The organism is Janibacter sp. UYMM211, assembly GCF_040547045.1.
Classification (GTDB): Bacteria; Actinomycetota; Actinomycetes; order Actinomycetales; family Dermatophilaceae; genus Marihabitans; species Marihabitans melonis.
The window spans coordinates 187,517-212,928 of the sequence record NZ_JBEPOY010000004.1; the positions used below are offsets into that span (position 1 = coordinate 187,517).

General features: G+C 75.2%; 24 protein-coding genes. 15 read left to right on the forward strand and 9 right to left on the reverse strand.

Going from position 1 to position 25,412, the window contains the following annotated elements; genetic code table 11:
* Positions 1 to 58 precede the first annotated feature (58 nt).
* Entirely contained in the window at positions 59 to 925 is an 867-nt protein-coding gene (locus ABIB53_RS12080; protein ID WP_251718023.1) for an oxygenase MpaB family protein, read from the reverse strand.
* A 79-nt stretch (positions 926 to 1,004) separates the two neighbouring features.
* Between ABIB53_RS12080 and ABIB53_RS12085 the strand changes: the two genes are divergently transcribed.
* Complete coding sequence (locus ABIB53_RS12085; protein WP_354588339.1) at positions 1,005 to 1,706, forward strand: maleylpyruvate isomerase N-terminal domain-containing protein; 702 nt, start codon at positions 1,005 to 1,007, stop codon at positions 1,704 to 1,706.
* Positions 1,703 to 2,182, forward strand: coding sequence for an EVE domain-containing protein (locus ABIB53_RS12090; protein ID WP_354588340.1), 480 nt, complete (start codon positions 1,703 to 1,705; stop codon positions 2,180 to 2,182). Before ABIB53_RS12085 ends, ABIB53_RS12090 begins: the two co-directional genes overlap by 4 nt.
* Here the strand turns inward: ABIB53_RS12090 and ABIB53_RS12095 are convergent.
* Together ABIB53_RS12095 and ABIB53_RS12100 are read right to left on the reverse strand one after the other, a co-directional pair.
* The gene (locus ABIB53_RS12095; RefSeq protein WP_354588468.1) at positions 2,155 to 2,976 is read right to left on the reverse strand and encodes an NAD-dependent epimerase/dehydratase family protein; all 822 of its coding nucleotides are present in this window, start codon (positions 2,974 to 2,976) and stop codon (positions 2,155 to 2,157) included. The two genes, ABIB53_RS12090 and ABIB53_RS12095, sit on opposite strands and share 28 nt — an antisense overlap.
* A gap of 3 nt (positions 2,977 to 2,979) precedes the next feature.
* On the reverse strand, positions 2,980 to 3,135 hold the full coding sequence (locus ABIB53_RS12100; protein ID WP_191563533.1) for a hypothetical protein: 156 nt from the start codon (positions 3,133 to 3,135) through the stop codon (positions 2,980 to 2,982).
* A 101-nt stretch (positions 3,136 to 3,236) separates the two neighbouring features.
* Here ABIB53_RS12100 and ABIB53_RS12105 point away from each other — a divergent pair, with 101 nt between their 5' ends.
* On the forward strand, positions 3,237 to 4,760 hold the full coding sequence (locus ABIB53_RS12105; RefSeq protein WP_354588341.1) for an amidohydrolase: 1,524 nt from the start codon (positions 3,237 to 3,239) through the stop codon (positions 4,758 to 4,760).
* Between the two features lie 142 nt (positions 4,761 to 4,902).
* Here ABIB53_RS12105 and ABIB53_RS12110 read toward each other — a convergent pair whose 3' ends face one another.
* From ABIB53_RS12110 to ABIB53_RS12120, 3 genes are all read right to left on the reverse strand, one after another.
* On the reverse strand, positions 4,903 to 5,505 hold the full coding sequence (locus ABIB53_RS12110; RefSeq protein ID WP_354588342.1) for an ATP-binding protein: 603 nt from the start codon (positions 5,503 to 5,505) through the stop codon (positions 4,903 to 4,905).
* 20 nt (positions 5,506 to 5,525) lie between these two features.
* Positions 5,526 to 6,329 (reverse strand): endonuclease I family protein, encoded by an 804-nt coding sequence (locus ABIB53_RS12115; RefSeq protein ID WP_354588343.1) that lies wholly within the window; start codon positions 6,327 to 6,329, stop codon positions 5,526 to 5,528.
* A 159-nt stretch (positions 6,330 to 6,488) separates the two neighbouring features.
* Complete coding sequence (locus ABIB53_RS12120) at positions 6,489 to 7,043, reverse strand: nucleosidase (RefSeq protein ID WP_354588344.1); 555 nt, start codon at positions 7,041 to 7,043, stop codon at positions 6,489 to 6,491.
* Between the two features lie 45 nt (positions 7,044 to 7,088).
* Between ABIB53_RS12120 and ABIB53_RS12125 the strand changes: the two genes are divergently transcribed.
* Complete coding sequence (locus tag ABIB53_RS12125) at positions 7,089 to 8,564, forward strand: cryptochrome/photolyase family protein (RefSeq protein ID WP_354588345.1); 1,476 nt, start codon at positions 7,089 to 7,091, stop codon at positions 8,562 to 8,564.
* Between the two features lie 53 nt (positions 8,565 to 8,617).
* On the forward strand, positions 8,618 to 10,039 hold the full coding sequence (locus ABIB53_RS12130; RefSeq protein WP_354588346.1) for an HAD-IB family hydrolase: 1,422 nt from the start codon (positions 8,618 to 8,620) through the stop codon (positions 10,037 to 10,039).
* Positions 10,040 to 10,066: 27 nt separating this feature from the next.
* On the opposite strand, the gene ABIB53_RS12135 is transcribed toward ABIB53_RS12130, so the two are convergent.
* Positions 10,067 to 10,789, reverse strand: a complete 723-nt coding sequence (locus ABIB53_RS12135; RefSeq protein WP_502914642.1) for a FadR/GntR family transcriptional regulator — start codon at positions 10,787 to 10,789, stop codon at positions 10,067 to 10,069.
* A gap of 147 nt (positions 10,790 to 10,936) precedes the next feature.
* Here ABIB53_RS12135 and ABIB53_RS12140 point away from each other — a divergent pair, with 147 nt between their 5' ends.
* Positions 10,937 to 12,340, forward strand: a complete 1,404-nt coding sequence (locus tag ABIB53_RS12140; protein WP_354588348.1) for a GntP family permease — start codon at positions 10,937 to 10,939, stop codon at positions 12,338 to 12,340.
* 65 nt (positions 12,341 to 12,405) lie between these two features.
* Here ABIB53_RS12140 and ABIB53_RS12145 read toward each other — a convergent pair whose 3' ends face one another.
* A complete protein-coding gene (locus tag ABIB53_RS12145) occupies positions 12,406 to 13,542 on the reverse strand; it encodes a diacylglycerol/lipid kinase family protein (protein ID WP_224766825.1) in 1,137 nt (378 codons plus the stop codon).
* A 34-nt stretch (positions 13,543 to 13,576) separates the two neighbouring features.
* Here ABIB53_RS12145 and serS point away from each other — a divergent pair, with 34 nt between their 5' ends.
* From serS to ABIB53_RS12190, 9 genes are all read left to right on the forward strand, one after another.
* Entirely contained in the window at positions 13,577 to 14,896 is a 1,320-nt protein-coding gene (gene serS, locus ABIB53_RS12150) for a serine--tRNA ligase (protein ID WP_354588349.1), read from the forward strand.
* Positions 14,896 to 16,332 carry a sensor histidine kinase gene (locus ABIB53_RS12155; protein WP_354588350.1) on the forward strand — a complete coding sequence of 479 codons (1,437 nt, stop codon included), beginning with the start codon at positions 14,896 to 14,898 and terminating at the stop codon, positions 16,330 to 16,332. Before serS ends, ABIB53_RS12155 begins: the two co-directional genes overlap by 1 nt.
* 62 nt (positions 16,333 to 16,394) lie before the next feature.
* Positions 16,395 to 17,054, forward strand: a complete 660-nt coding sequence (locus ABIB53_RS12160; protein ID WP_123093063.1) for a response regulator transcription factor — start codon at positions 16,395 to 16,397, stop codon at positions 17,052 to 17,054.
* Between the two features lie 198 nt (positions 17,055 to 17,252).
* Positions 17,253 to 18,455, forward strand: a complete 1,203-nt coding sequence (locus ABIB53_RS12165) for a glycosyltransferase family protein (protein WP_123093065.1) — start codon at positions 17,253 to 17,255, stop codon at positions 18,453 to 18,455.
* On the forward strand, positions 18,445 to 19,770 hold the full coding sequence (locus ABIB53_RS12170; RefSeq protein ID WP_354588351.1) for a glycosyltransferase family 4 protein: 1,326 nt from the start codon (positions 18,445 to 18,447) through the stop codon (positions 19,768 to 19,770). The genes ABIB53_RS12165 and ABIB53_RS12170 overlap by 11 nt, the downstream gene beginning before the upstream one ends.
* Positions 19,767 to 20,924: a glycosyltransferase family 4 protein gene (locus ABIB53_RS12175; RefSeq protein WP_201467889.1), complete on the forward strand. Its 1,158-nt coding sequence runs from the start codon at positions 19,767 to 19,769 to the stop codon at positions 20,922 to 20,924. The genes ABIB53_RS12170 and ABIB53_RS12175 overlap by 4 nt, the downstream gene beginning before the upstream one ends.
* A complete protein-coding gene (locus tag ABIB53_RS12180; protein WP_354588352.1) occupies positions 20,921 to 22,762 on the forward strand; it encodes an ABC transporter ATP-binding protein in 1,842 nt (613 codons plus the stop codon). Before ABIB53_RS12175 ends, ABIB53_RS12180 begins: the two co-directional genes overlap by 4 nt.
* A complete protein-coding gene (locus tag ABIB53_RS12185) occupies positions 22,759 to 23,871 on the forward strand; it encodes an aminoglycoside phosphotransferase family protein (RefSeq protein ID WP_354588353.1) in 1,113 nt (370 codons plus the stop codon). Before ABIB53_RS12180 ends, ABIB53_RS12185 begins: the two co-directional genes overlap by 4 nt.
* Positions 23,868 to 24,956, forward strand: coding sequence for a hypothetical protein (locus ABIB53_RS12190; RefSeq protein WP_354588354.1), 1,089 nt, complete (start codon positions 23,868 to 23,870; stop codon positions 24,954 to 24,956). The genes ABIB53_RS12185 and ABIB53_RS12190 overlap by 4 nt, the downstream gene beginning before the upstream one ends.
* Here ABIB53_RS12190 and ABIB53_RS12195 read toward each other — a convergent pair.
* Complete coding sequence (locus ABIB53_RS12195; RefSeq protein ID WP_354588355.1) at positions 24,942 to 25,307, reverse strand: hypothetical protein; 366 nt, start codon at positions 25,305 to 25,307, stop codon at positions 24,942 to 24,944. The two genes, ABIB53_RS12190 and ABIB53_RS12195, sit on opposite strands and share 15 nt — an antisense overlap.
* Positions 25,308 to 25,412 lie beyond the last annotated feature (105 nt).

Below are 25,412 nucleotides of genomic sequence, written 5' to 3' on the forward strand. Positions count from 1 at the left end.
CCTCAACAGCGCTCGGGCCCCGGGTGTTCCGGCGGACCGGCTGCCCACGACCCGGGGCTCATGCCGCCGCCATGCCCCAGCGCACGAGACGGGTCGCGCCGACCCCGGCACCGCGGGCCAGCGACCGGGCCAGCCCCCGCCGGGCGGGCAGGTCGAGCATCTCGCCCGCCCACGGCGGGAGCACGCCGAGCGCACCGCTGGCGATGAGGCCGTAGCCCGGCCGCGCGGGCACGGGCAGCGGGGGCTCGCGCAGCAGGAAGGAGGCGGCGTCGCGGGCCGCCTCGGTCGTGCGCAGCTCCGGGCGGTACTCCTCGAGCGCGGCCTCGAGCTCGGCGACGCTCGTCGGCAGGTCGGTCGCGCCGAGCCGGCTCGCGGGCAGCGCGGCCTGCTCGACGTAGCGGTCGCACTCGGTGACGTCAAGCGGGCTGGCCGCGTAGAGCTGGTGGGCGCGCAGGAAGCACCAGACCTCGGCGATGTGCACCCAGCGCAGGAGGTGGGGGTCGTCGGCGGAGTACGGCTGGCCGAGGTCGTCGACGCCGCGGACCCGGGAGTGCACGGCGCGCACGACGGCGATCGCCTCCTCGGCGTGCTCGATCGTGCCGTACGTCGTCGTCGCGAGGTAGTGGCTCGTGCGCTGCAGGCGGCCCCACGGGTCGCCGCGGAAGCCGCTGTGACCGGCCACACCGGCCATCGCCGACGGGTGCAGAGACTGCAGCAGGAGCGCGGCGATGCCACCGGGGAACATCGACGCCTCGGCGTGCACCCGCCACACCGGGTCGTCCTCGGTGAACCAGCGCGGGCCCTCGCTGCGCCAGATGCGGTCGGCGGCGCGCTGCGCGTCGGGGCCGGCGACGCGGCTGCGCAGGGCGTGGGCGAGGCGGGTCTGCGCCGCTCCCGCCGCGCGCCCGATGACGGTGGAGGTCATGACCCGACAGTAGGTCGCGCCACCGACAGCCCGGCCCGCAAGCGCCTGCCCAGTCGCCGCCGGACCTAGGGTCGAGGGCATGGCGAGCGACCTCGGGAGCCGGCCCGTCCCCCTTCGCGTGACGCTCGAGGAGGGCCGCGGCGCCCTCCACGAGGCGCTCGACGCCCTCGTCTCGGCCGGCGACCTGCCCGATCTCGACCTGCTCGAGCCGAGCCGCTGCCGCGGGTGGTCCCGCCTCGAGGTCCTCGTCCACGTGCGCACCGGGCTCGAGGAGATGCTCGGCGGGTGCGTCAGCCCCACCGGGGCGACCCCGGACCACGACTCCGCCTCGTACTGGCGCGAGGGGCCGGGCGCGCAGGACGGCGACGACGACACGGTCGCCGCGATCCTGTGGACCCGTCGCACCGCGAGCGCCTACCGGCGACCCCGGGGTGCCTGGGAGCACCTCGTCGCCACCACCGGGGCGGTGCGCTCGGCCTCCGCGCTCATGGGCGACCGCCCCGTGGACTTCCAGGGACAGGTGCTCGCGGCGGGCGACTTCCTCGCGACGTGGGCGGTCGAGCTCGCCGTCCACCACCTCGACCTCGACGTGGCGGGGCCGCCACCCCCGCCGGCAGCGCTGCGCCTCGCCCGGGCCACGGTCGAGGCCCTCCTCGGCATGCCCCTCGACGAGGCGATCTCGGACGTCGACGCCGCCCTCCTCGGGTCCGGCCGCCGCCGTCCGACCTCGCAGGAGCGCCACCTCCTCGGCCCGCTCGCCGACGAGGTGCCCGTCCTGTGACCGCCCCCGGCAGCGCGAGGGCCGTGCAGGCCGAGGACGTCGGGGCCTGGCTGGTCAAGGCCAGCCCCGGTGCGAGCGACGTCGAGACGATGCGCGCGCAGGGCTTCGCCGAGGTGCGGCGGTGGTGCGTGCGCCGCTCGTACCGCACCGAGCTCGTCGTGCCCGGCGCCCCGGTGCTGCTGTGGGTGAGCGGCGGCAGCTCACGGGTCCCGTCAGGGGTGCACGCGGTCGGCGAGGTCGTCGGCCCGGTGGAGCGCGACCTCCACCCCGGCCCGGTCGACGACCTGCCGATGCTGCTGCGCCCTCTCGACCCGCCCGTGCTGCGGCCGGTGCTGCTCGCCCACCCCGTCCTGAGCGGGCTCGAGGTGCTGCGCAGCCCGTGGGGGAGCAACCCCTCCTACCTCGACCGCGATCAGCTCGCCGCGTTGCGCGAGGTCGTCGGCCCCGGTCAGCTGCCGGCGACGAGCGGCGGGTAGCCCTCGCGGTAGCTGGGGATCTCCGGCTGCCAGCCGGTCGCCCGCAGCCGCGCGTTGCTCAGCCGACGACCGACGGGGGTGACGTCGTCCCCCGTCGGCCACGGGACGCCGAGCTCGGCCGCGACGAGGGCGCGCAGCTCGCCGGACGTGCAGGGCTCGTCGTCCGTGACGACGTAGAGGCGGTCCGGGTCGTCGACGCGGGTCAGCAGGTGGGCGAGCGCCGAGGCGGCGTCGTCGCGGTGGACTCGGTTGGTCCAGCGCCCGGGGTCGTGGTCGTCGCCGCGGCGCACCTCGTCGACGACCCGTGGGTGCGGGCGACCGTAGAGACCGGAGAGCCGGGCGACGACGCCGTGCGGGAGGGCCTCGGCGAAGGCCCGCTCGGCCTCGAGGAGGACCCGGGCCGTGGGCCGGGAGGGGGCGGGCGGCGTCGACTCGTCGACCTCGCCCTCGACGTCGCCGAAGACACCGGTCGAGGACACGAGGACGGCCCGCGACGGGGTCCGCTCGCGCACGACCGCCTCGATGCCGCGCAGCATGCCGTCGACGTACGTGCGCCGGTAGGCGTCCTCGTCCCGGCCGTCGGCCGTGAGGCAGACGAGCAGGAGGTCGGCGTCGAGATCGGGCAGGTCGACGTCGGGGTCGGTGAGGTCCGCCGCGACGCCACGGATCGGCGGGGGGACCTGGGCGGCGTCACGACGCACGCCCGTGACGCTCACGCCCTCCTGCGCGAGGCGCAGCCCGACGCGGCTGCCGAGGTCGCCGCAGCCGAGGAGGGTCGCTGTCTGGGTGCTGATGGCTCAGATGGACGCGGTGGGGCTGTCCTCGGGACGCTGACCGCCGTCGCCGGGACCCTGGTCGGTCTCGACCTCGACCCCTTCGGTGCGCTGCTGCGCCTCGTCCTCGCGCTGCTGGTTGTCGGGCTGCGGGTCGGGGGTCTGCTGCGTGTCGCTCATGACGGAAGTCAACCACTGCGGACGGGGTCGGCGGTGGCTGCGCGGGTGGGGCATGGGCGCCCGCCGCGAGCACCCCCGCGCCCGTGGCTAGGGTGCGACCCATGAGCACGACGAGCACCCCTCACCTGCTGCTGCGGGGGGTCCGGCCGGCGGGGTCGGACCACGAGCCGGTCGACCTGCGGCTGCGCGACGGCCGGGTCGCCGAGCGCGGTCCGGACCTGCCGGCGAAGGGGGCCGAGCTCCTCGACGCGAGCGGCACCTGGGCGGTCCCCGGGCTGTGGGACCAGCACGTCCACATGGGCCAGTGGGCGGCCGTCGGGCGGCGGGTCGACCTCGCGGACACCTCCGGGCCGGGCGAGGTGCTCGCCCGGGTGCTCGCGCACCTCGACGCGGGCGAGCCGGGCGACGACTCCCTCGTCGAGGGCTTCGGCTGGAGGCTCGGCGGGTGGGCCGACCTGCCCTCGACGGCCGCACTCGACGAGGTCGCCGGGTCGCGACCGGTCGTGCTCATCAGCGGCGACTGCCACGGCGGCTGGCTCAGCTCGGCCGCGTACCGGGCGCTCGGCGTGGAGCCCCACCCCGGTCATGTCGACGAGGACGAGTGGTTCGCCCTGTGGGCCCGCCTGGGCGAGCTGCCGCAGAACCCGCGGGCCGTCCACGCCGCCTTCGACCACGTGCTGCGCGAGGCCGCCGCCCGCGGGGTCGTCGGCATCACCGACCTCGAGCACGCGACCGGGCTGTGGCGCGAGTGGCCCCGCCGGGTCGCCGCCGGGCTCGACCGCCTCCGGGTCCGTCCGGCGACCTACCCGACGACCCTCGACGACGCCCTCGGCGAAGGGGTGCGCACCGGCGACGTCCTCGACGACCTCGGTCTGGTGACGATGGGCCCGCTCAAGGTCATCAGCGACGGGTCGCTCAACACCCGCACCGCATGGTGCTGCGAGCCCTTCGTCACCGACGACGTGCTGCCGGACCCGCGCGGCAAGAGCAACGTCGGGCCCGAGGAGCTCGCCCAGATGCTGCGCCGGGCCGCGGCCGGAGGCCTGCAGGCGGCGGTGCACGCCATCGGCGACGCGGCGCTGGCCGACGCGCTCGACGCCTTCGAGGCGTCGGGGGCGCGGGGCAGCATCGAGCACGCCCAGCTCGTCCGGCTCGAGGACCTGCCGCGGATGGCGCGGCTCGGCATCGCCGCGAGCGTGCAGCCGGCCCACCTGCTCGACGACCGGGACGTCACCGACGCGCTGTGGCCCGACCGGGCTGAGCGCTGCTTCGCGCTCGCCGCCATGCGCGACGCCGGGGTCGAGCTGCGGCTGGGCTCCGACGCCCCCGTGGCCCCGCTCGACCCGTGGGAGGCGATGGCCGCCGCGGTGCACCGCAGCGCCGACGACCGCGCGCCGTGGGTGCCGGACCAGGCGATCACCCCGCTCCAGGCGCTCGCTGCCTCGACCGACGGGCAGCACCTGCGGGTCGGCGACCGGGCCGACGTCGTGCTGCTCGCGTCCGACCCCTTCGCCGTCGAGGTCGACCCCCGCGACGGCGCGGCGACCGCCGAGGCCGCCGCCCGCCTGCGCGAGGTGCGCGTCTCGCTCACCGTGCTCGGGGGCCGGGTGACGCACGAGGGGTGACGCCTCCGCCGGACCGGGATGCCGGCGCCGGACCCGGATGCCGGCGCCCGACCGGGATGCCCAGACGTGACCGGGACATGTCCCGGCCCCGCACGGACAACCCGGTCGCCGACGGGTTCCCCGGTCGCCTGCAGTCCGGCGGTCACCTCGTGCCGGTGCGGACCTCGACCTCCAGCCAGGCGAAGGCGGTGCGGTCCTCGGGCGTGAGACGAGCCGGGCCCGGCAGGTCCGTCCGGAAGGTCACCCGCGTCCCCGAGGTGCCGGTGCCCTCGACACCCCTCAGCCCGGCGTCCGGGATGCCGTGCCGGTAGGTCTGCGACCACGAGCCCTCGGCACGGTGGTTCTCGTGGACGAGGCGCTCGCTGAGCGCGGCGACGGCCGACATGCCCCGCCGCGGCAGGCCGTCGGGGAGTGGGGTGCCGTCGCCGTCGACGAACCGGACGTCGCGCGTCGCCATCACCGGCTTGCGCACGACCCGCCCCTGGGCGTCGCGACGGGTGTCGGTGCCGCGACCGTCGTCGGCGACCGTGACCGAGCCGTCCGGGTGGTGCGTGACGACCACCCGGCCGACCCGTCCGAGCGCCTCCGCCTCGTCGGCCGCGTAGGCGAGGACCTCGAGGAGGAGGTGACGTCGTCCCCCTTCGCCGAAGGTCTCGGGGTGCGCACGGACCTCCGCGAGGTGCTCGGTGTCCACCTCGGTGGTCCAGTCGTGGGTCGTCACCGTCCACGTCCTGCGCTCGTCCATCGTGCGACCGTAGCGGCCTCCTAGAAGATCGACTCGACCCACTCGGGGTGGTCGACGAAGGGGTTGCGGTTGCCCTGCCAGCCGTCGTGGATGCGGTCGTTGCGTCGCTGCTCGAAGGCGCTCGGCGGGTCCTGCTCGTTCCACTCCTTGAGCACCGACAGCCGGCCCATGTACGGCGCGGAGCCGTTGCCGGTGCGGTCGTTGACCTCGAGGTCGGCGAAGCCGTCGGCACCCTCGTAGCGCACCGCCATGTAGAAGATCATCCGCGCGACGTCGCCCTTGTCGGCGTCGCGCGGCTCCCACGAGTCGCCGTCGGCGTAGTTGCCCGGCGCCTCCTGGTTCTGCGTCCCGCCCTCGTCGAAGTCGAGGTTGCCGCGCGCGGAGTTGACCGTCACGTCCGTCGGGCGCAGGTGGTGCAGGTCGGTCCCCGGCCCGGCGGTCGTCCCGAAGTCGCCGTGGCTCTTGGCCCACACGTGCTCGCGGTTCCAGTTGTCGACCCCGCCGCCGTTGTTGCTCTTCGGTGACGAGGTGCCTGAGTAGAGCAGGACGACGCTGCTCGTGTCCTGCGGGTCCTCGTCGACGTCCTTGATGCCGTCCCACACCTGCGAGTACGACAGGACCCGCTGGTCGCTGATCAGCTCGGTGAGGGCGGCGCGCAGCTGTGCGCCCGACAGCCCCTCGACCCCGTCGTAGTACGTCCCCGGGTCGGACGCGGCGACCGTGGTCGTGGCGGCCGGCGCGAGCGCCTGGGCGGGGAGGGCGGCGGGGGCGACGACGAGGGTGAGCGCACCGGCGAGGGCGGCGACGCGACGGGTCGGGGTCATGGGGCACCTCTGGGCGAAGGGGGCGCCGGACCGGTCGGGCCGCCGCCCGTCCATCGTGTCCGGGACCAGGTCGAGGGAGGGTGGACGTCCGGTCAGGGGCGCGTCAGAGGTGCGTCCGGATCGGGTGGGGTCGGTCAGCGGCGGGTCTGCGAAGGGGGGTCAGCGCCTCGCTGCGTAGGCCTCGAGCCACGCCCCGAGCTCGCGCGCGCAGCCGTCGACCGCGGCCGACCAGTCGTGCGCGGTCTCGTCCGCGCCGTCGCTCACCATCTTCACCAGGCGCACCGGGACGCCCATCTCCTGGCAGGCCAGCGCGACGGCGTAGCCCTCCATGTCGACGAGGTGAGCCCGCTGCGCGATGCGGTCGCGCACCACCGGGTCGGTGACGAAGAGGTCGCCGCTCGCGAGCGTCGTCGGCAGGGCGGGGTCGAGCACGAGCCGTTCGCGCGGGTCGATGCCGAGCTGGCGGATCTCGTCGGCCGACAGGTCGTGGTTGAGGACGGTGCCGACCTCGTGCAGCCCGGTGACGTCGGGGCGCAGCGCGCCCGCGGTGCCGATGTTGACGACCTCGACCTCACCGCGGCGGGGGTGCTCGGCGAGGGCCCGGGTCACCTGGACGGCGGCGAGGGTCTTGCCGATGCCGGTGAGCACGACGGGCATCCCCGACGGGACGTAGGCCGCCTCGGCGGCGATGGCTGCGACGACGAGGATCTCCACGGGCTGCACGCTATCGCCGTCGGTGCGCGCACCTAGGGTGGCGCCGTGGCAGTCACGGTGCGCCTGGTCTACCCCCACCAGCTCTTCGACGAGCACCTCGGGGTGCCGCAGGGCACCCGTGTCGTCCTCGTCGAGGACGACCTCCTCTTCCGGCAGTATGCCTTCCACGCCCACAAGCTCGTGCTGCACCGGGCGAGCACGCGCCGCTTCGCCCGGCGGCTGCGCGGGGCGGGCCTGGAGGTCGACGTCGTCGAGAGCCGCGCCGACGAGCCCACCGGTCCGCGGCTCTCGGCGCTGATCCGCGAGATCGGCCCCGACCGGGTCGAGGTCTTCGACGTCCACGACGACTGGCTCTCGCGCGACATCACCACGGCGCTGCACGACGGCGGCTACGACCTGCGCGCGCAGGACGTGCTCGAGACCCCCGGCTTCCTCACGACCCGCGAGGAGCTGCGCGGCTGGTTCGCCGAGCACCCGGCCCGGATGCAGCACTTCTACACCTGGCAGCGCCGCCGCCTCGGCGTCCTCGTCGACGGCGACCAGCCCGTCGGCGGGCGGTGGTCCTTCGACACCGAGAACCGCAAGAAGCTGCCGAAGGGGTACGACCCGCCACGCGTCGACCTCGCCGCCGAGCACGGCGCCGACGTGCGGGCGGCGGTCGAGTGGGTGGCGCGCGAGTTCCCGGACGCCCCGGGTGACCCGGCGACCTTCGCCTGGCCGACGGACGCCCCCGAGGCGCGTGACCACCTCGCGGCCTTCCTCGACGAGCGCCTGGCCGACTTCGGTCCCTACGAGGACGCGATCTCGGCGGACCACCCCGTCGTCCACCACGCCCTCATCACGCCGATGCTCAACATCGGCCTCATCACCCCGCGCGAGGTCCTCGACGCGGTGCTCGCGCACGCCGACGAGCACGACGTGCCGATCGCCTCGCTCGAGGGCTTCGTGCGCCAGGTCATCGGGTGGCGCGAGTACATGCGGGCGACCTACCACCTCTACGGGCGGCGGATGCGCACGAGCAACCGGCTGCACCACGACGAGGACCTCGCCCCGGGCTGGTGGGACGCGAGCACCGGGCTGCTGCCCGTCGACCTCGTCGTGCAGCGGGTGCTCGACACCGGCTACTGCCACCACATCGAGCGGCTCATGGTGCTCGGCAACGCGATGTGCCTGCTGCGGGTGCGCCCCGACGCGGCCTACGAGTGGTTCATGGAGCTCTTCGTCGACGCCTACGACTGGGTGATGGTGCCCAACGTCTACGCGATGAGCCAGTTCGCCGCCGGCGAGGCGATGACGACCAAGCCCTACGTGTCCGGCAGCAACTACCTCAAGAAGATGTCGGACCTGCCGCCGGGGGAGTGGCGCGACGACTGGGACGCGCTGTACTGGACCTTCGTCGTCGACCACCGCGAGGTCTTCGAGGACAACGTCCGCTCCCGGCGCATCCCGGCGCTGTGGGACGGCTTCGCCCAGGCCAAGCAGGACGACCTGCTCGAGCGGGGTCGCGCGCTGCTGGGGTGACCGGCCCCACCGCCGCGCCCACCGGCGGGCCCCGGCGCCCTAGGGTCGGGCACGTGCCCGGAGCAGCCTTCTTCGACCTCGACCGCACCCTGCTGCGCCGCGCCTCCGGGCCGGCCCTGTCCGAGGCGATGCGCGAGACCGGCGTGACCTCGGCGGCGCTGCCGCTCGAGCGCGCGATCTTCGGCTACTTCGACCTCTTCGGCGAGACGCTCGGCTCGATCGCGCTCGCCCGCCAGGGCGGGCTGCTCGTGCGTGGCCGGGCCGCCGACGCCTTCGACGAGGCCGCGCAGGTCGCCGCCGACCGGCTCGCCGAGCGGGTCGAGCCCTTCGCCCGGCTGCTCCTCGACGAGCACCGCCGGGCGGGCCGGCCCGTCGTCCTGGCGACGACGACGCCCGAGCACCTCATCCGCCCCTTCGCCCGCCGGCTCGGGCTCGACGACGTCATCGGCACCCGCTTCGAGGTGCGCGACGGGCGCTTCACCGGGGCGCTCGACGGCCCCTTCGTGTGGTCGCGGGGCAAGCTCGCCGCGGTGCGCGCCTGGGCCGACGAGCACGACGTCGACCTCGCCGACTCCTACGCCTACTCCGACTCGGTCTACGACCTGCCGCTCCTGCACGCCGTCGGCGAGCCCGGCGCGGTCAACCCCGACCCCCGGCTCCTCGGCGTCGCGATCGCCCGCCGCTGGCCGGTGCTGCACTTCGACACCTCGCCCGGTGTCGTCAAGGTCCCGGTCGTCGGGCTCGAGGTGCAGCAGGTCGCCATGGCGGTCGCGCGCCCCGAGCTCATCCCCTACGCCCGCTTCGAGGTCGAGGGGGTCGAGCACCTGCCCCAGACGGGCGGGACCATCCTCGTGGGCAACCACCGCAGCTACTTCGACGTCACGACGATGCTCGTCGCGATGCGTCAGGCCGGGCGCACCGGTCGCTTCCTGGGCAAGAAGGAGATCTTCGACGTGCCCGTGCTCGGCCAGGTGATGACCGCGCTCGGCGGCATCCGGGTCGACCGCCAGGGTGACGACGACGAGCGCGACGACCCGCTCGTGCCCGCCGCCCGGGCCATCGCCGGCGGCGAGCTCGTCGCGATCCTGCCCGAGGGGACGATCCCGCGCGGCCCCGACTTCTTCGACCCCGTCCTGCGCGGCAAGCCCGGCGCGGCCCGGCTCGCCGCGCTCACCCGCGCGCCGGTCGTCCCCTTCGCCCTCAGCGGCACCGAGCAGGTGTGGCCGCGCTCGGCCCGGCTGCCCGACGTGCTCGCGCTGCGCCGCCCGCCGACGGTGCGGGTGCGCTTCGGCCCGCCGGTGGAGCTCAAGCACCGCAGCGAGGCCCGTGACACCGACCGCATCATGGCCGCCATCGCCGACCTCCTGCCCGACGAGCTGCGCGAGCCGCGCCGGCCGACCCTCGCCGAGCTCGCCCGTACCTACCCCGACGGCGTCGTGCCGGACGAGGACCGGGCCTTCGCGGTCGACGGCTAGCCGGACGACGGGCGGGCGACCGACCCCTCAGCCGGCCGGGTCCTGCCGCGCCATCGCGTCGGCGGCCTCGTCGACGACGAGACGCATCGTCGCCTCGGCCCGCACCGCGTCACCGGACGCGATCGCCTCGGCGATCTCGCGGTGCCACCGGATGGCCTGCGGCTCGGGGACGGCGGGCATGAGGTCGTGCTCCGTACGACCGGCGAGGGCCTGCTCGACGAGACCGGCCATGGACGCGAGCGCGCGGTTGCCGCTCGCCTGGAGCAGCGCGGTGTGGAAGTCGACGTCGTGGGCGAGATAGGCCCGCAGGTCGCCGGCCGGACCGGTGGCCGCCATCCCCTCCACGGCGGCCCGCATCCGGGCGACGTGCTCGGCCTCGTCGCGCCGGGCCGCGAGGGCGGCCGCGACCGGCTCGACCCCGCGGCGCAGCTCGCTGATCTCCGCGAGCTGGCGGTGCCGGTCGGCCCCGGCGAGGCGCCAGCCGACGACGAGGGGTGAGAGCGCGTCCCACTCCTGGGGCGGGCGCACGACGAGCCCGACCCGGCGACGTGCGGTGAGCACGCCGACCGACTCGAGGACCTTGACCGCCTCGCGGACCACCGTGCGGCTCACGCCGTAGCGCGCCTCGAGCTGCTCGGTCGACAGCGCGGTGCCCACGCCGAGGACGCCGCCCAGCAGGTCGGCGCCGAGGTCGCGCAGGAGCGCGACGTGCAGGTCGCGGCGCGGCGCGGGGGTGCTCACCCGGCGCATCCTAGGCCTCCCACCGACGCGTCGGCTGGCAATAGTCATACTTTTGCGCCAGGATCCGTGACGTCGGACGACGTGGTTCGCGGCCTGCACGTGGTGGGCGCTGCGTGGTCCCGGGTGCACGCGCGCACCCCGACGAGAGGTCACGTCATGGTCTTCGAGGACGCCCCACCGGCCGCCGCGTACGGCGCGCCGGTCATGCTGCTCATCGCGCTCGCCGCGGTGGCGCTGCTGCTCCTGCTCATCATCAAGCTGCGCATCCATGCCTTCGTCGCGCTCGTCCTCGTCAGCCTGCTGACGGCCGTCGCGACCCGCATCCCCCTCGCCGACGTGCCGTCGACCCTCCTCGACGGCTTCGGCGGCACCTTGGCCAACGTCGCCCTGCTCGTCGGGCTCGGCGTGATGATCGGTCGTCTGCTCGAGGTCACCGGCGGAGCCCAGGTGCTCGCCGACACCCTCATCGGGCGCTTCGGCCAGAAGCGGGCCCCGCTCGCCCTCGGCGTCGCGTCCTTCCTCTTCGGCCTGCCGATCTTCTTCGACGCCGGTCTCGTCGTCATGCTGCCGATCATCTTCAGCGTCGCCCGGCGCTTCGGGGGCTCGGTGCTCACCTACGCCCTGCCCGCCGCCGGCGCCTTCGCCGTGACCCACGCCTTCGTCCCGCCGCACCCCGGACCGGTCGCCGCGGCCGGTCTCGTCGGTGCCGACGTCGGCCTCGTCATCGTCTTCGGCCTGCTCATCGGCATCCCGACGTGGTTCATCGCCTGCTACCTGTGGGGCCTGTGGGCCGGGCGCCGCTTCGAGCTGCCCGTCCCCGCGGCGATGACCGTCCAGGACGACCTCGAGGCCGAGGGCGGGGTCCGCGGCCCGCTGCCGTCCTTCGGCACCGTGCTGCTCATCCTCCTGCTGCCCTTCACCCTGATCTTCCTCAACACCGGCATCACCACCCTCGTGTCCACCGGCACGATCGCCGAGGGCCAGGCCTGGGCCGACGGTCTCGTCCTGCTCGGCCAGACCCCCGTCGCCCTGCTCATCACCACCCTCGTCGCGATGGTCGTCCTCGGCTGGCGCACCCGCAGCCGCGACGAGGTCGAGACCCTGCTCGGCGACGCCCTCGGCCCCGTGTGCGTCGTCATCCTCGTCACCGGCGCGGGCGGCATGTTCGGCGGCGTGCTCCGCGCCTCGGGCATCGGCACGGCGCTCGAGAGCAGCCTGTCCTCGCTCGGCCTGCCCGTCATCGTCGCGGCCTTCGTCGTCGCAGCGGCCCTGCGCGTCGCCCAGGGCAGCGCGACCGTCGCCCTCACGGTCGCCGGCGGCCTCATGGCGCCGACCGTCGAGGCGGCGAGCGGTCTGAGCAGCATCGACCTCGCGCTGATCGTCATCGCCATCGCCTGCGGTGCGACCGTCCTCTCGCACGTCAACGACTCGGGCTTCTGGCTCGTCAGCCGCTTCTTCGGCATGGACGAGAAGACGACCTTCAAGACGTGGACGGTCATGGAGACCCTCATCGGCGTCGTCGGCTTCGCCTTCGCCCTCACCCTCAGCCTGATCTTCTAGCCCCGCCTGACGCGCGAAGGGGTGGTCCCACCGGTCGGTGGGGCCACCCCTTCGTCGTCGTCGGGTCAGCGCGAGCGGACGATGAGCGCCTGCCGGTCGACCGTGGCGACGACGTGGCGCGCCTCGCCGAGGACGTCGCCGTCGACCTGCACCGGGTGGGGCTCGTCGACCTCGACCTCGAAGCGCTCGCCCGACGTGCGGGCGAGGTGGGGCATGTCGCGCTCGGAGCGCGAGAGGACGCTCCCGGCCAGCGAGGCCCAGCCGACGATCGTCCGGGGGCTGACGACGACGCAGTCGAGCCGGCCGTCGTCGATCTGCGCCGAGGGCATGAGCTGGATGCCGCCGGTGAGCGTGCCGCAGTTGCCGAAGACGATGGTGCGCGCGGCGACGGGGGTCTGCTCCTGGCCGTCGACGCTCCACCGGATCTTGAAGCGGCGCACGAAGATCTTGCCCAGCCCGGTCGCGAAGTACGCGGGCCAGCCGACGCTCTTCTTCAGGCCCTCGCTCGTGCTGCCCATGATCTCGGCGTCGAAGCCCATGCCGGCCATGACGAGGAAGGGGTGGCGGCGCACGGGCTCGCCGCGCACCGGCTCCTCCGCCTGGCCCTCGTCGTCGGCGACGACCTCGGCCACGGGGTCGAGGTCGAGCCAGGCGACGTCGATCGCCCTGTTGCGACCGGTGCACGCGACCTCGAAGGCCGCCTCGAGGTCGCCGGCGGGGATGTCGAGGTTGCGGGCGAGGAGGTTGCCCGTGCCGCGGGGGAGCAGGCCCATCGGGGTGCGGGTGCCGGCGAGCGCCGCCGCGACCGCGCGGGTCGTGCCGTCGCCGCCGAGGGGGCAGACGAGGTCGACGCCCTGCTCGAGGGCGAGGCGAGCCTGGCCGGTCCCCGGGTCCTCGGCGGTCGTCTCGAGGACGACGGGGTCGTCCCAGCCCAGCCGGGCGCTGGCCTGGGCCAGGCTCGCGCGGGTCGCCGCGAGGTCGTCGACCTTCGTCGGGTTGACGACGACGGCGGCCCGCGGACGACGCGGGGGCTCGGCCTCGGGGTCGGCCTCGGGGCGGAAGGCGCTGCGCGGGGGACGACGGGCGCGGTGCCGGCCACGTCCCCGCGGGCCGGGGTCGGTGAGGACCATCCACACGACGAGCGCGCACAGCAGGAGGCAGAGCGCGACGGCGAGCGCGAGCAGGGTCCAGGATCCAGGCACGAGCCGGACGCTACCCCGTCGTTAGGCTGACCCGGTGATCGACATCAAGCAGCTGCGTGACCAGCCCGACCTCGTCCGCGCGAGCCAGCGCGCCCGGGGCGAGGACGACTCCGTCGTCGACGCGATCCTCGCCGCCGACGAGCGCCGCCGCTCCGCCATCGCCGGCTTCGAGTCGGTCCGCGCCGAGCAGAAGGCCTCGGGCAAGGGCCTCGGCCCGATCATGGGCAAGATCAAGGCCGCCAAGACGTCCGGCGAGGACACGAGCGCCCTGCAGGCCGAGGCCGACGAGCTCAAGGCGAAGGGGGCGGCGCTCGCCGCGGAGGTCAAGCGGCTCGACGCGGCCCAGGGCGAGGCCCAGGGCGAGCTCGACCGGCTGCTGCGCACCGTGGGCAACGTCATCGAGCCCGGCGTCCCGACCGGCGGCGAGGACGACTACGTCGTGCTCGACGAGGTCGGCACCGCGCGGGACTTCGCGGCCGAGGGCTTCGAGCCGCGCGACCACCTCGAGCTCGCCGAGGGCCTGGGCGCCCTGGACATGGAGCGCGGGGCGAAGGTCAGCGGCTCGCGCTTCTACTTCCTCACCGGCATCGGCGCGCAGCTCGAGCTCGCGCTGCTCAACATGGCGGTCGCCCAGGCGACGGCGGCCGGCTTCACCCTGATGATCACGCCGGCGCTCGTGTCGCGCGACGTCATGGCCGGGGCGGGCTTCATCGACAGCCACGAGGAGGAGGTGTACCACCTGCCGGCGGACGACCTCTTCCTCACCGGGACCTCCGAGGTGGCCCTCGCGGGCTACCACTCGGGCGAGATCATCGACCTCGCCGACGGCCCGCGCCGCTACGCCGGGTGGTCGACCTGCTTCCGCCGCGAGGCCGGCAGCTACGGCAAGGACACCCGCGGCATCATCCGCGTCCACCAGTTCAACAAGCTCGAGATGTTCGTCTACTGCGACCCGGCCGACGCCGCCGCCGAGCACGAGCGCCTCCTCGCCTGGGAGCGCGAGATGCTCGCGAAGGTCGAGCTGCCCTACCGCGTCATCGACACCGCGGCCGGCGACCTCGGCGGGCCGGCGGCCCGCAAGCTCGACTGCGAGGCGTGGGTGCCGACCCAGGGCCGCTACCGCGAGCTCACCTCGACGTCGAACTGCACGACCTACCAGGCGCGCCGTCTGGGCACGCGCTTCAAGGACGGCGACGGGCGCACCCAGGTCGCGGCGACGCTCAACGGCACGCTCGCGACGACCCGATGGCTCGTCGCGATCCTCGAGAACCACCAGCAGCCGGACGGGTCGGTGCGCGTGCCGGAGGCGCTGCGTCCCTACCTCGGCAAGGACGTCCTCACCCCCCGTCGCTGATGGTCGGGCGCCAGCACGGCATCGCCGGGCGGCTCGTCGCCCTCGTGACGGCCACGCTGGCGCTCGCCCTCGTCCTCGCCGGCGTCATCGCCTACGTCGTCCAGCGCGCCGAGGTCCTCGAGCAGGCCGACGCCGAGCTGCTCCAGGAGGTCGAGGAGCTGCGCCAGCTCTCCGACCAGTCCGCGGCCGACCGGCCCTACCGCGACGTCGGGGTCCTCCTCGAGGACTTCCTGCGCTTCAGCGTGCCCGGCAGCGACGAGTCGATGATCGCCTTCGTCGGCGGCTCGCGCGTGCCGTCGCTCGTCTCCGGCGGCGAGCGCCGCATCGACCTCACGGAGCCGGCCGTCATCGACGCGGTGCTCACCCAGCGCCGGCCGGACGAGACCGTGCTGAGCACCGTCGAGACGCCGACCCAGGACCTGCGCATCGCGATCACCTCGGTCCAGGGCGACGACGGCCAGGGCACGCTCGTCGTCGGCATCGACCGCGGGGCGCGCCTCGACCGGGTCGACTCCCTCCTCAGCGCCTACGGGGTCGGCGCCCTGCTCACCCTGCTGCTCGCCGGGGCCGTCCTCCTCGTCGCCGTGCGCCGCCTGCTCTCCCCGCTCGGCGACCTCGTCGAGGCGGCCGAGCAGATCGACGACCGCGAGCTCTCGCGCAGGGTCGTCGTGCCCGAGCAGCGCACCGAGGTGGCCTCGCTCGCGACCTCGCTCAACACGATGCTCGAGCGGCTCGAGTCCTCCTTCGTCGCCCAGCGCCGCTTCCTCGACGACACCGCGCACGAGCTGCGCACCCCGCTGACGATCATGCGGGGCAACCTCGAGGTGCTCGACGCGGAGGACGTCGAGGACGTCGAGGCGACCCGCCACATCGAGCTCGTCGAGATCGACCGCATGCGCCGCATCGTCGACGACCTGCTCCTCCTCGCCCGGCTCGACCGGCCCGACTTCGTGCGCCCGGCCCCCATCGACGCCCGCGACCTGCACGCCGACCTCCTCGCGCTCGTCCCCGCGCTCGGCGACCACGAGTGGGTCGACGACGGGTGCGTCGAGGGCGTCGTCCACGTCGACCGCGACCGGGTCGTCCAGGCCGTGCAGCAGCTGTGCGCCAACGCCGTGAAGTTCTCCCAGCCGGGCTCGCAGGTCCGGCTGCGCACCGCCTGGCGCGGGGCGGGCGAGGACCGCGCGCTCGTGCTGTCGGTCTCCGACGACGGGGTCGGCATCGCCCCGGAGGAGCAGGAGGCGGTCTTCGAGCGCTTCGGCCGGGCCGAGGGCCAGCGCGCCGTCGAGGGCAGCGGCCTCGGGCTGCCCATCGTGCGGGCCATCGCCCACGCCCACGGCGGCGAGATCGAGCTCGACTCGCGACCGGGGGAGGGGAGCACCTTCTCCCTCGTCGTCCCGGCGCCCGAGCCCGAGCCGTCGCCGCGGGCTCGGTAGCCTGGCCGCACCCGGGCACCCGCCCGACCCGGACCGTCCCCGGCCCGCAGGAGGGCACACCCATGGCGCGCATCCTCATCGTCGAGGACGAGGAGCACCTCTCCCGCTTCATCGACAAGGGCCTGCGCAAGGCCGGCTTCGAGACCGTCGTCGCCGCGGACGGCATGACCGCGCTCGAGCACGCGACCGGCGGCGGGGTCGACCTCGTCGTCCTCGACGTGGGGCTGCCGCGCATGGACGGCTTCACGGTGCTCAAGCTCATCCGCGGCATGGACGTCGAGGTGCCGGTCATCATGTGCACCGCACGTGACTCCGCCGACGACAAGGTCGCCGGTCTCGAGGGCGGCGCCGACGACTACCTCGCCAAGCCGTACACCTTCGCCGAGCTGCTCGCCCGGATCCGGTTGCGGCTGCGCGACCGCGCCCCCGGCACCCCCGAGGTCACGGTGCTCGAGCGCGGCGAGGTCTCGCTCGACGTCGTCGCCCGCGAGGTGCGCCTCGACGGCGCCCCGGTGACCCTGTCGGCGCGCGAGTTCTCGTTGCTGCGCACCTTCCTCGAGCACCCCGGCCAGGTGCTCTCGCGCGAGCAGCTCATCGAGCGCGTCTGGGACGGCGCCGAGACGAGCAGCAACGTCGTCGACGTCTACATCGGCTACCTGCGGCACAAGATCGGCGCCGAGCGCATCGTCACCGTGCGCGGGCTGGGCTACCGCCTCGCCTGAGCCGCGCGGCTCCCCTTCGCCCTCGCCCCCCTTCGCCGAGGTATGGCAATCGGTCGGCCAGACCCCCCTCTGGCCTGCAGATCTCCATACCTCGGCGAAGGGGGGGCGACGGGGGTGGGCGAAGGGGGCGCCGCGCGGATGAGAGGGCTCTCACCATCGGCTCACGGGCGGCTCATCGCGACGCAGTTGCATGTCCGCATGCGCATCGCCACCTCGCCCGCACCGACCTCAGCGCCCCTGCGCGTCGCGCTGTACTCCCACGACTCGGTGGGGCTGGGCCACCAGCGCCGCAACCTCGCCATCGCCCACGCCCTGCGGACCCACCTGCCGGCCCTCACCGGGCGTGAGGTCACCGGGCTGCTCCTCACCGGCGTCGAGCGGGTCGTCGGCCACCTGCCGGCCGACTTCGACGTCGTGCGCCTGCCGGGCATCGCCAAGGACGCCCACGGCTACGCGCCGCGCGAGATGAGCGTGCCGATGACCGACCTCATCGACGTGCGTCGCGCGATCCTCTCCGGCGCGCTCGGGGCCCTCGCCCCCGACCTCGTCGTCGTCGACCGGCACGCCTTCGGCGTCGACGACGAGCTGCTCGAGCCCCTGCGCCGGCTGCGCCGCGAGCAGCCCGGCACCCGCGTCGTCCTCGGGCTGCGCGAGGTGCTCGACGAGCCCGAGGTCGCCGTGCGCGAGTGGCGTCGCGTCGGCTCCGAGCGGGTGCGCGAGCTCTTCGACGCGATCTGGGTCTACGGCGACGAGCGGGTCACCGACCTGCGCGCCACGGGCGCCGTGCCCGCCGAGCTGCACGACCTCGTCGTCCACACCGGCTACCTCTCCGCCGACCGCGCGACCCGCAGCTTCTTGCGCGAGCTGCAGCGCCCGTACCTGCTGACGACGGTCGGCGGCGGGCACGACGGCGAGGACCTGTGCCGGGCCGCCGTCCAGGCGCCCGTCCCCGAGGGCCTCGGCCACGTCGTCGTCGTCGGCCCTCAGGCGACCCCGAGCCGGCGCGAGGAGCTGCAGGCGCTCGCCGGGCCGCGCACCGAGGTGCTCGACGAGGTGCCCGAGGGCCTGCTGGCCATCCGCTCCGCCGAGGCCGTCGCCTGCATGGGCGGCTACAACACCGTGTGCGAGGTGATGAGCACCGACCGACCCGCCGTCGTCGTGCCCCGGGAGGAGCCGCGCCAGGAGCAGCTCATCCGGGCCCGCTCGCTCGAGGCCACCGGCGCCCTCGACGTCATCCGCGCCGCCGAGCTCACCCCCGAGCGGCTCGGCCGCTGGTTCGCCGACAACCTCCACCGCAGCGTCGACCGCAGCCACCTGCGCCGCGACGGGCTGGCCGCCGTCGCCGGCCACGCGGCCGACCTGCTCGCCACGACCCCCCAGGAGATCCGCCATGCGGTCTGAGACCCTCGCCCCCGCGCGCACCAGCGCCCCGCCGTCGCCGTCCGCCCCGCCGTCGACGACGCCGTCCCCGACCACCGCGTCGTGCGGCGCCCCCGCGACCGCCACCGAGCGCGTCGGCTACGTCGTCAAGGTGTACCCGCGCTTCTCGGAGACCTTCGTCGTCACCGAGGTCCTCGCCCGCGAGGCCCAGGGCGAGGAGCTCGAGATCTTCGCGCTGCGCCCGACGACCGACACCCACTTCCACCCGGCGCTCGCCCGCGTGCACGCCCCCGTCACCTACCTGCCCCGCGCCCTCAAGGCCTCCGAGCTGTGGGCGAGCATCGCCCGCGCCCACGACGTGCTGCCCGACCTCGGGCCGCGTCTGGCCGAGGTGCTGCCGCTCACGACGCGGCTGGCCGCGGACGAGGTCGCCCAGGGCGTCGAGCTCGCGATCGCCGTGCGCACCCGGGGGATCACCCGGCTGCACGCGCACTTCGCGTCGGCCCAGGCCCGCGTCGCCGCGGTGGCCGCGCACCTCGCCCAGGTCCCGTGGAGCGTCACCACCCACGCGAAGGACATCTTCCACGACGAGGTCGACCTCGACCTGCTCGTCGACCTGCTGCACGGCGCGAGCACGGTCGTCGCGATCAGCGCGTACAACGAGCGGCACCTCGGCCGGGTCGCGCCGCGGGCCCGCGTCGCCCGGGTCGCGAACGGTCTCGACCTCACCGGCTTCGGCTACCGGGAGCCGAAGCCGGTCGCGGGCCCCCTTCGCGTCCTCGCCGTCGGCCGGCTCGTCGAGAAGAAGGGCTTCGACGTCCTCCTCGACGCGCTCGCGACCGCCCGCGCCGCCGGGCTCGAGGTCCGCGCGGAGGTCGCCGGGTCCGGTGAGCTCGGCCCCGACCTCCTCACCCGCGCCCGCGCGCTCGGTCTCGACGACGTCGTCACCTGGCTGGGGGCGCGGCCGCAGGACGAGGTGCTCGCGCTGCTGCGGCAGGCCGACGTCTTCGTCGCGCCGTGCGTCGTCGGCGCCGACGGCAACGCCGACGGGCTGCCGACGGTGATCCTCGAGGCCATGGCGGTGGGCACGCCCGTCATCTCGACCGCCGTCACCGGGATCCCCGAGGTCGTCCGCGGCACCGTCGCCGACCCCGTCACCGGGGTGCTCCTCGAGCCGGGGGACCCGAGCGCCCTGGCCGACGCGCTGCGCGCCGTCGCGGCCGACGCCTTCCCCCGCGCCGACGTCGCCCGCCGCGCCCGGGACCTCGTCGAGCGCGACCACGACACCACCCGCCAGGCCGCCCTCCTGGCCCGATCGACAGGAGCCGTCGCATGAGAGTCGCCTACGTCTGCGCCGACCCCGGCGTCCCCGCCTTCGGCACGAAAGGGGCCTCGGTCCACATCCAGGAGATGGTCCGGGCCTGGCGGGCGAAGGGGGCGCAGGTCCACCTCTACGTCGTCCGCACCGGAGACCACGTGCCCGACGACCTCCTCGACGTCCCGGTGACCCACGTGCCGGTCGGCCGACCGGCCGACGGCGGGACGGCCGGGCGCGAGCGCGCGCAGCGGGTCGCCGCGGACGCGCTGGCCCGGGCCGTGCTCGCCGACGGCGCGGACGTCGTGCACGAGCGCTACTCCCTCTTCTCCACCGCGCTCGCGCAGGTGACGGCTCGCACCGGCGCCGTCGGCCTGCTCGAGGTCAACGCCCCGCTCGTCGAGGAGCAGGCGCAGCACCGCGAGCTCGACGACGCCGCGGGCGCCCTGGCCGCGCTCCGGACCCAGGCGGCGGCCGCCGACCGGGTGCTCGCCGTCTCCGGCCCCGTGTCTGACTGGGTGCGCACGCACGTGCCCTCGGCGCGGGTCGTCATCACCCCCAACGGCGTCGACCCCGGTCGCATCCACGCCGTCGCGCCCGACCGCGTGGGCGCGCCGGTCGTCGTCTTCGTCGGCACGCTCAAGCCGTGGCACGGCGTCGAGCACCTGCTCGACGCGGCTGCCCTGGCCCGTCGACCGTGGCAGGTGCGCGTCGTCGGCGACGGCCCTCAGGCGAGCGCCCTGCGCGAGCGCGCCGACCGGCTCGGCCTGAGCGTCGACTTCCGCGGTGCGGTGACCCCGCAGGAGGTGCCCACGCACCTCGAGGGAGCCGCGGTCGCGGTCGCGCCCTACCCGGCGGGGCAGGACCAGTACTTCTCGCCGCTCAAGGTGCTCGAGTACAGCGCCGCCGCCCTGCCCGTCGTGGCGAGCGACGTCGGCCAGCTCGGCGACCTCGTCCACGACGGCGTCACCGGGCTGCTCGTGCCGCCGTCGGACCCCGAGGCGCTCGCCGCCGCCGTCGACGCGCTCGTGTCCGTCCCCGACCGGGCCGAGCGGATGGGACGCGCCGGCCGCCGCCGGGTCGTGCGCCAGCACACCTGGCTCCACGTGCTCGACCGCGCGACGGCCGGGCTGGCCCTGCCCTGGGCGGGCGCGCGCGAGGAGGCGACGGCATGAGCCGCGACCAGGGCGCGCTGCGCCGGACCCTCGGCGTCCTGCGGCCCCACCTGCCCGAGCAGCGCCTGCTCATCGGGGCCGGCGCCCTCGCCCTCGTCCTCGAGGTGCTCTTCCGGGTCCTCGAGCCGTGGCCGGTCAAGGTCGTCGTCGACGCCGTGACCCGCTCGCTCGGCGCCGACCTCGCGACGAGCGGACCGGAGGCCGGACCCGCGCTGCTCGGCGCCGCCGCGCTCGCGACGATCGCCCTCGTCGGGCTGCGCGCGGTGTGCAACTACCTCGCGACGATCGCCTTCGCGCTCGTCGGCAGCCGCGTCGCCACCCAGCTGCGCCAGCGCACCTTCGACCACGTCACCGCGCTGTCGAAGGGGTACCACTCGCGCAACGGGTCGGCCGACATCGTGCAGCGGCTCGTCGGCGACGTCGGCAAGCTCCAGGAGGTCGCGGTCACCGCGGGTCTGCCGCTGCTCGTCAACGTCTTCACCCTCGTCGTCATGACCGGCGTGATGATCTGGCTCGACCCGCTCCTCGCGCTCGTCGTCGTCGCCGCGTCGCTCGTCTTCGTGCTCCTCTCGCGCGGCAGCACGAGCCAGATCACCGTCGCCTCGCGCAAGACGCGCCGCAGCGAGGGCGAGCTGGCCGGGGTCGCGCAGGAGGCCATCGGCGCGATCCCCGTCGTCCAGGCGTACACGCTCGAGGGGGCGCTCTCGCGCTCCTTCGGCGGGAGCAACGACCGGGCGCTGCGCGACGGGGTGAGGGCTCGTCGCCTCGCCGCCGGTCTCGAGCGCTCGACCGACGTCGTCGTCGGGCTCGCGACGGCCGCCGTGATCTTCGTCGGCGGCTGGCGGGTCGTGCAGCAGGTGATGACCCCCGGCGACCTCGTCCTCTTCCTCACCTACCTCAAGACCTCGATGAAGCCGTTGCGCGACATCGCGAAGTACACCGGGCGGATCTCGCGCTCGGCCGCCTCGGGCGAGCGGGTCGCCGACCTGCTCGACGAGGTGCCGGAGATCCTCTCGCCGCAGGAGCCCGTGCGCCCCTCCCGCGTCCGCGGTGCGCTCACGCTGCGCGACGTCGTCGCCGGGTACGGCCCCGGCCGGCGGGTGCTCGACCGGGTCGACCTGGACATCCCCGCCGGCCAGCGGGTCGCCCTCGTCGGCCCGAGCGGGTCCGGCAAGTCCACGCTCACCGCGCTGCTCGCCCGGCTGCAGGACCCCCAGGGCGGCTCGGTCCGGCTCGACGGGCACGACCTGCGCGACCTCGAGCTGTCGCTCGTGCGTCGTGAGGTCACCCTCCTGCTGCAGGAGTCCGTGCTCTTCACCGGCACCATCGCCGACAACATCCGTCAGGGGCGGCCGGACGCCACGCTCGAGGAGGTGTGGGAGGCCGCCCGTCGGGCTCGCGCCCACGACTTCGTCATGGAGCAGCCCGACGCCTACGAGACGGTCGTCGGCGAGCGCGGCTCGACGCTGTCGGGCGGGCAGCGCCAGCGCATCGCCATCGCCCGGGCGATGCTGCGCGACAGCGCCGTCGTCGTGCTCGACGAGGCGACGAGCGGGCTCGACCCGAAGAACGCCGCCGCTGTGCGGACCGGGCTCGACGAGCTGACCCGGGGCCGCACGACCCTCGTCGTCACGCACGACGAGCAGACCGCGAGGGCGTGCGACCGGATCATCTGGCTCGAGGACGGCCGGGTGCGCTGGGACGGCGGCCCTCACGACGAGATGCCGAGCGGCCATGCTTTCCGACCCGACGACCCGGACGCGCCGATCGTCCTGGGCGGCCACCGGGTCGTGCGTGACGGCACCGAGGACACCGTGCCGATCCCGGTGCGGGCATGAGCCGCCACGCGACGCTGCACGTCGCCCTCGACCCGGACCGGGTCTGCGAGCTCCTCGGCGCCGACATGCGGGTCACCCGTCTGCGGCACAAGCCGGGGCAGTACACCGTCGCGGCGCTCGCGGACGCGACCGGTCCCACCGGCTGGCTGCGGCTCACCCCTCACCACGACCGTGCGGTGCGCGACGCGGGAGGGGCGGCGCGCGTCGGGCGTCGGGTCGAGGTGGACGAGGTCGACGGTCTCGTCCTCGTGCACGGCGACCTGTGGACCGACCCCCGTCTGGCGCGGGTGCTGCACCGCGCGGCCGATCTCGTCGACGCCTCCGTCGTCGTGCGGCACAACCCCCTGCGCCGCCTCGTCCTGCGCCGTGGCACGACGCAGATCCGCGTGACGACGAAGGCCCAGCCCGACGTGCACCGCCTCGTCCCCGCCCTCGCGGAGGAGGGCCTGGCCGCGGCCCCCCGCGGTCGCGCCTCGAGCCGGGTCACCCGCTGGGAGTGGGTGCCGGGCGAGAGCCTCGACGCCCTCTCCGACCGCGGAGACCTCGGCGCGCGTCGCGCCGGCGAGATCGCCGGCGGGCTGCTCGCCCGGCTGCACCAGCTCGCCGTACCAGCCGGTGCGCACGAGCGGCTGCCGCAGCGCGAGGCCTGGGACGACGGGGGCCTGCGCGCCACCGCCCGAGGTCTGGCCGACGTCGACGCCGACCTCGGTGCGCGCGCCGCCGGTCTCGTCGACCGGCTCCCCGCGGTGCCCGACGGAGCGCCGGTGCTGCTCCACGGCGACTGGTCGAGCGACCAGCTCGTCGTCGGCGAGCACGGCCCGCGGATGATCGACCTCGACCGGGCCGGCTCCGGGCCGGCGCTGCGAGACCTCGCCTCCTATCTCGCCGTCGAGGCCCTGCGCGCGGGCGACCCCCAGGGGGCGGGCGCGGCCGGGTTGCGCGCCGGGTACGAGGAGGGCGGCGGGCGCTGGCCCGGCGACGCCGCGGTGCGGTCGGCGAGCGCGGCCGCCCTCCTCACCCGGGCGAAGGAGCCCTTGCGCCGGGCAGAGCCGACGTGGCGCCACGGGGTCGGGCGCACCCTCGACCTCGCCGAGGAGCTGCTGCGATGAGCGCCGTGCCCGAGCGGGTCGGCCTCGGCGCGGACGAGCTGCGTGTCGGCCGCGCCTGGCCGAAGGACCTGTCTGCCGACCGGCTCTCCCTGCGCGTCGAGGGCCGTGACGGCTCCGACCGGCTGCGCGCCGGCGAGCTCGACCTCATCCGGTCGCGCGGACGGTGGCAGGTCGACGAGGTGAGGGTCCTCCCCTTCGCGACCGACCCACGTCTGCCCGGGCTCGCCGGGCTCGACGGCACCCTGCTCGTCCACCGCGGCGGCCGTCGAGCGGTGCTGCGCGAGGCCGGGTCGTACACGAAGGTCGTCCGCCCGGGTGCGCTGGACGCGGTGCTGCAGGCCCATCGCACCGGCGCTCGGCTCGCCGCACGCGCCGGCTGGGCGGCCCCCGCCGCCGAGGTGGTGCCGGGTCGGCCCGGGACGATCCGGCTGAGCACCGTGCCCGGCGCGCCCCTGCACGACCTCGGCGTGCGCGGTGACGAGGAGGCGGTGCGCAGGGGGTGGGGCGCCTTCGCCGAGGGCTGGCCCGAGGTCGTCGCCGGTGACGCGAGCGGGCTGCCCGCGCACGACGCGAGCGCCGAGGTCCAGGTCGCCGAGCGGGCCGTGCGTCAGGCCCTCGACGTGTGCTCGCCCCCGGCGCCGGTCCGCCTGGGCGTCGAGCGAGCGCTCGACCTCACGGTCGCCGCGCTGCTCGACGACGCGGGTGCCCCCGCCGTGCCCAGCCACCGCGACCTCCACGACAAGCAGCTGCTCGTCGGCGAGGGCCTCGGGCTGCTCGACCTCGACACCGCCGCTCGTGCCGAGCCCGAGCTCGACCTGGCCAACCTCCTCGAGCACGTGCGCCTGCGCGGCCGGCAGGGCCTGTGGTCGCCGGCGGTCGTCGCGCTCGGCGAGGAGGGCGTGCGCCGGGCCGCCGAGCGGGTCGGCGCCGACCCGCGGCGGCTGGCCGCCTACCGCGCCGCGACCCGGCTGCGCCTCGCGGGGATCTACCTCTTCCGGCCGAGGTGGGCGGGTCTCGCCCGCACCGAGCTCGAGCGGGTGGCGTCGGCACCGCCTCTCATGAGAGCGCTCTCATGCGGGTCTTAGCGCGCCGTCATGCTCGGCTGGGAGGCTGGGCGTCATGAAGGTCATGGCAGCAGTCGTCGGGTTCCTCCTCGTGGGCGCCGCATCGGTCCTGCTCTGGGTCCAGGCGAGCGCCCCCGCTCCCGAGACGGTCCCGGGCGTGCGCATCGGCAGCGCGACCACGGAGCCCGCGGCCCGCAGCACCTCGAGCAGCTCGTCGACGACGTCCTCGACGAGCTCGTCGTCCTCTTCGAAGAGCTCCTCCTCGAAGAGCTCCTCCTCGAAGAGCTCCTCCTCGAAGACCCCGACGAGGCCCACGTCCTCGACGACCCGCACCCCGGCGCGCACGACGACGGCACCGCCCTCGCCGCGCACCGTCGCCCCGAGCCCGCGTACCTACGACGACGACGACGATGACGACGTCGAGACCGAGGACCGCGACGACGACGAGTGGGACGACGACTGAGGCCACCCCCTTCG

What these genes read in the sequence shown, in the direction of transcription:
- ABIB53_RS12180 (WP_354588352.1), top strand. Translation starts at nt 20,921, where the DNA reads ATGAGCCGCGACCAGGGCGCGCTGCGCCGGACCCTCGGCGTCCTGCGG.
- ABIB53_RS12140 (WP_354588348.1), top strand. Translation starts at nt 10,937, where the DNA reads ATGGTCTTCGAGGACGCCCCACCGGCCGCCGCGTACGGCGCGCCGGTC.
- ABIB53_RS12080 (WP_251718023.1), bottom strand. Translation starts at nt 925, where the DNA reads ATGACCTCCACCGTCATCGGGCGCGCGGCGGGAGCGGCGCAGACCCGC.
- ABIB53_RS12170 (WP_354588351.1), top strand. Translation starts at nt 18,445, where the DNA reads ATGCGGTCTGAGACCCTCGCCCCCGCGCGCACCAGCGCCCCGCCGTCG.
- ABIB53_RS12105 (WP_354588341.1), top strand. Translation starts at nt 3,237, where the DNA reads ATGAGCACGACGAGCACCCCTCACCTGCTGCTGCGGGGGGTCCGGCCG.
- ABIB53_RS12185 (WP_354588353.1), top strand. Translation starts at nt 22,759, where the DNA reads ATGAGCCGCCACGCGACGCTGCACGTCGCCCTCGACCCGGACCGGGTC.
- ABIB53_RS12175 (WP_201467889.1), top strand. Translation starts at nt 19,767, where the DNA reads ATGAGAGTCGCCTACGTCTGCGCCGACCCCGGCGTCCCCGCCTTCGGC.
- ABIB53_RS12085 (WP_354588339.1), top strand. Translation starts at nt 1,005, where the DNA reads ATGGCGAGCGACCTCGGGAGCCGGCCCGTCCCCCTTCGCGTGACGCTC.
- ABIB53_RS12190 (WP_354588354.1), top strand. Translation starts at nt 23,868, where the DNA reads ATGAGCGCCGTGCCCGAGCGGGTCGGCCTCGGCGCGGACGAGCTGCGT.
- ABIB53_RS12110 (WP_354588342.1), bottom strand. Translation starts at nt 5,505, where the DNA reads ATGGACGAGCGCAGGACGTGGACGGTGACGACCCACGACTGGACCACC.
- ABIB53_RS12155 (WP_354588350.1), top strand. Translation starts at nt 14,896, where the DNA reads ATGGTCGGGCGCCAGCACGGCATCGCCGGGCGGCTCGTCGCCCTCGTG.
- ABIB53_RS12165 (WP_123093065.1), top strand. Translation starts at nt 17,253, where the DNA reads ATGCGCATCGCCACCTCGCCCGCACCGACCTCAGCGCCCCTGCGCGTC.
- ABIB53_RS12100 (WP_191563533.1), bottom strand. Translation starts at nt 3,135, where the DNA reads ATGAGCGACACGCAGCAGACCCCCGACCCGCAGCCCGACAACCAGCAG.
- ABIB53_RS12115 (WP_354588343.1), bottom strand. Translation starts at nt 6,329, where the DNA reads ATGACCCCGACCCGTCGCGTCGCCGCCCTCGCCGGTGCGCTCACCCTC.
- ABIB53_RS12135 (WP_502914642.1), bottom strand. Translation starts at nt 10,789, where the DNA reads ATGCGCCGGGTGAGCACCCCCGCGCCGCGCCGCGACCTGCACGTCGCG.
- ABIB53_RS12160 (WP_123093063.1), top strand. Translation starts at nt 16,395, where the DNA reads ATGGCGCGCATCCTCATCGTCGAGGACGAGGAGCACCTCTCCCGCTTC.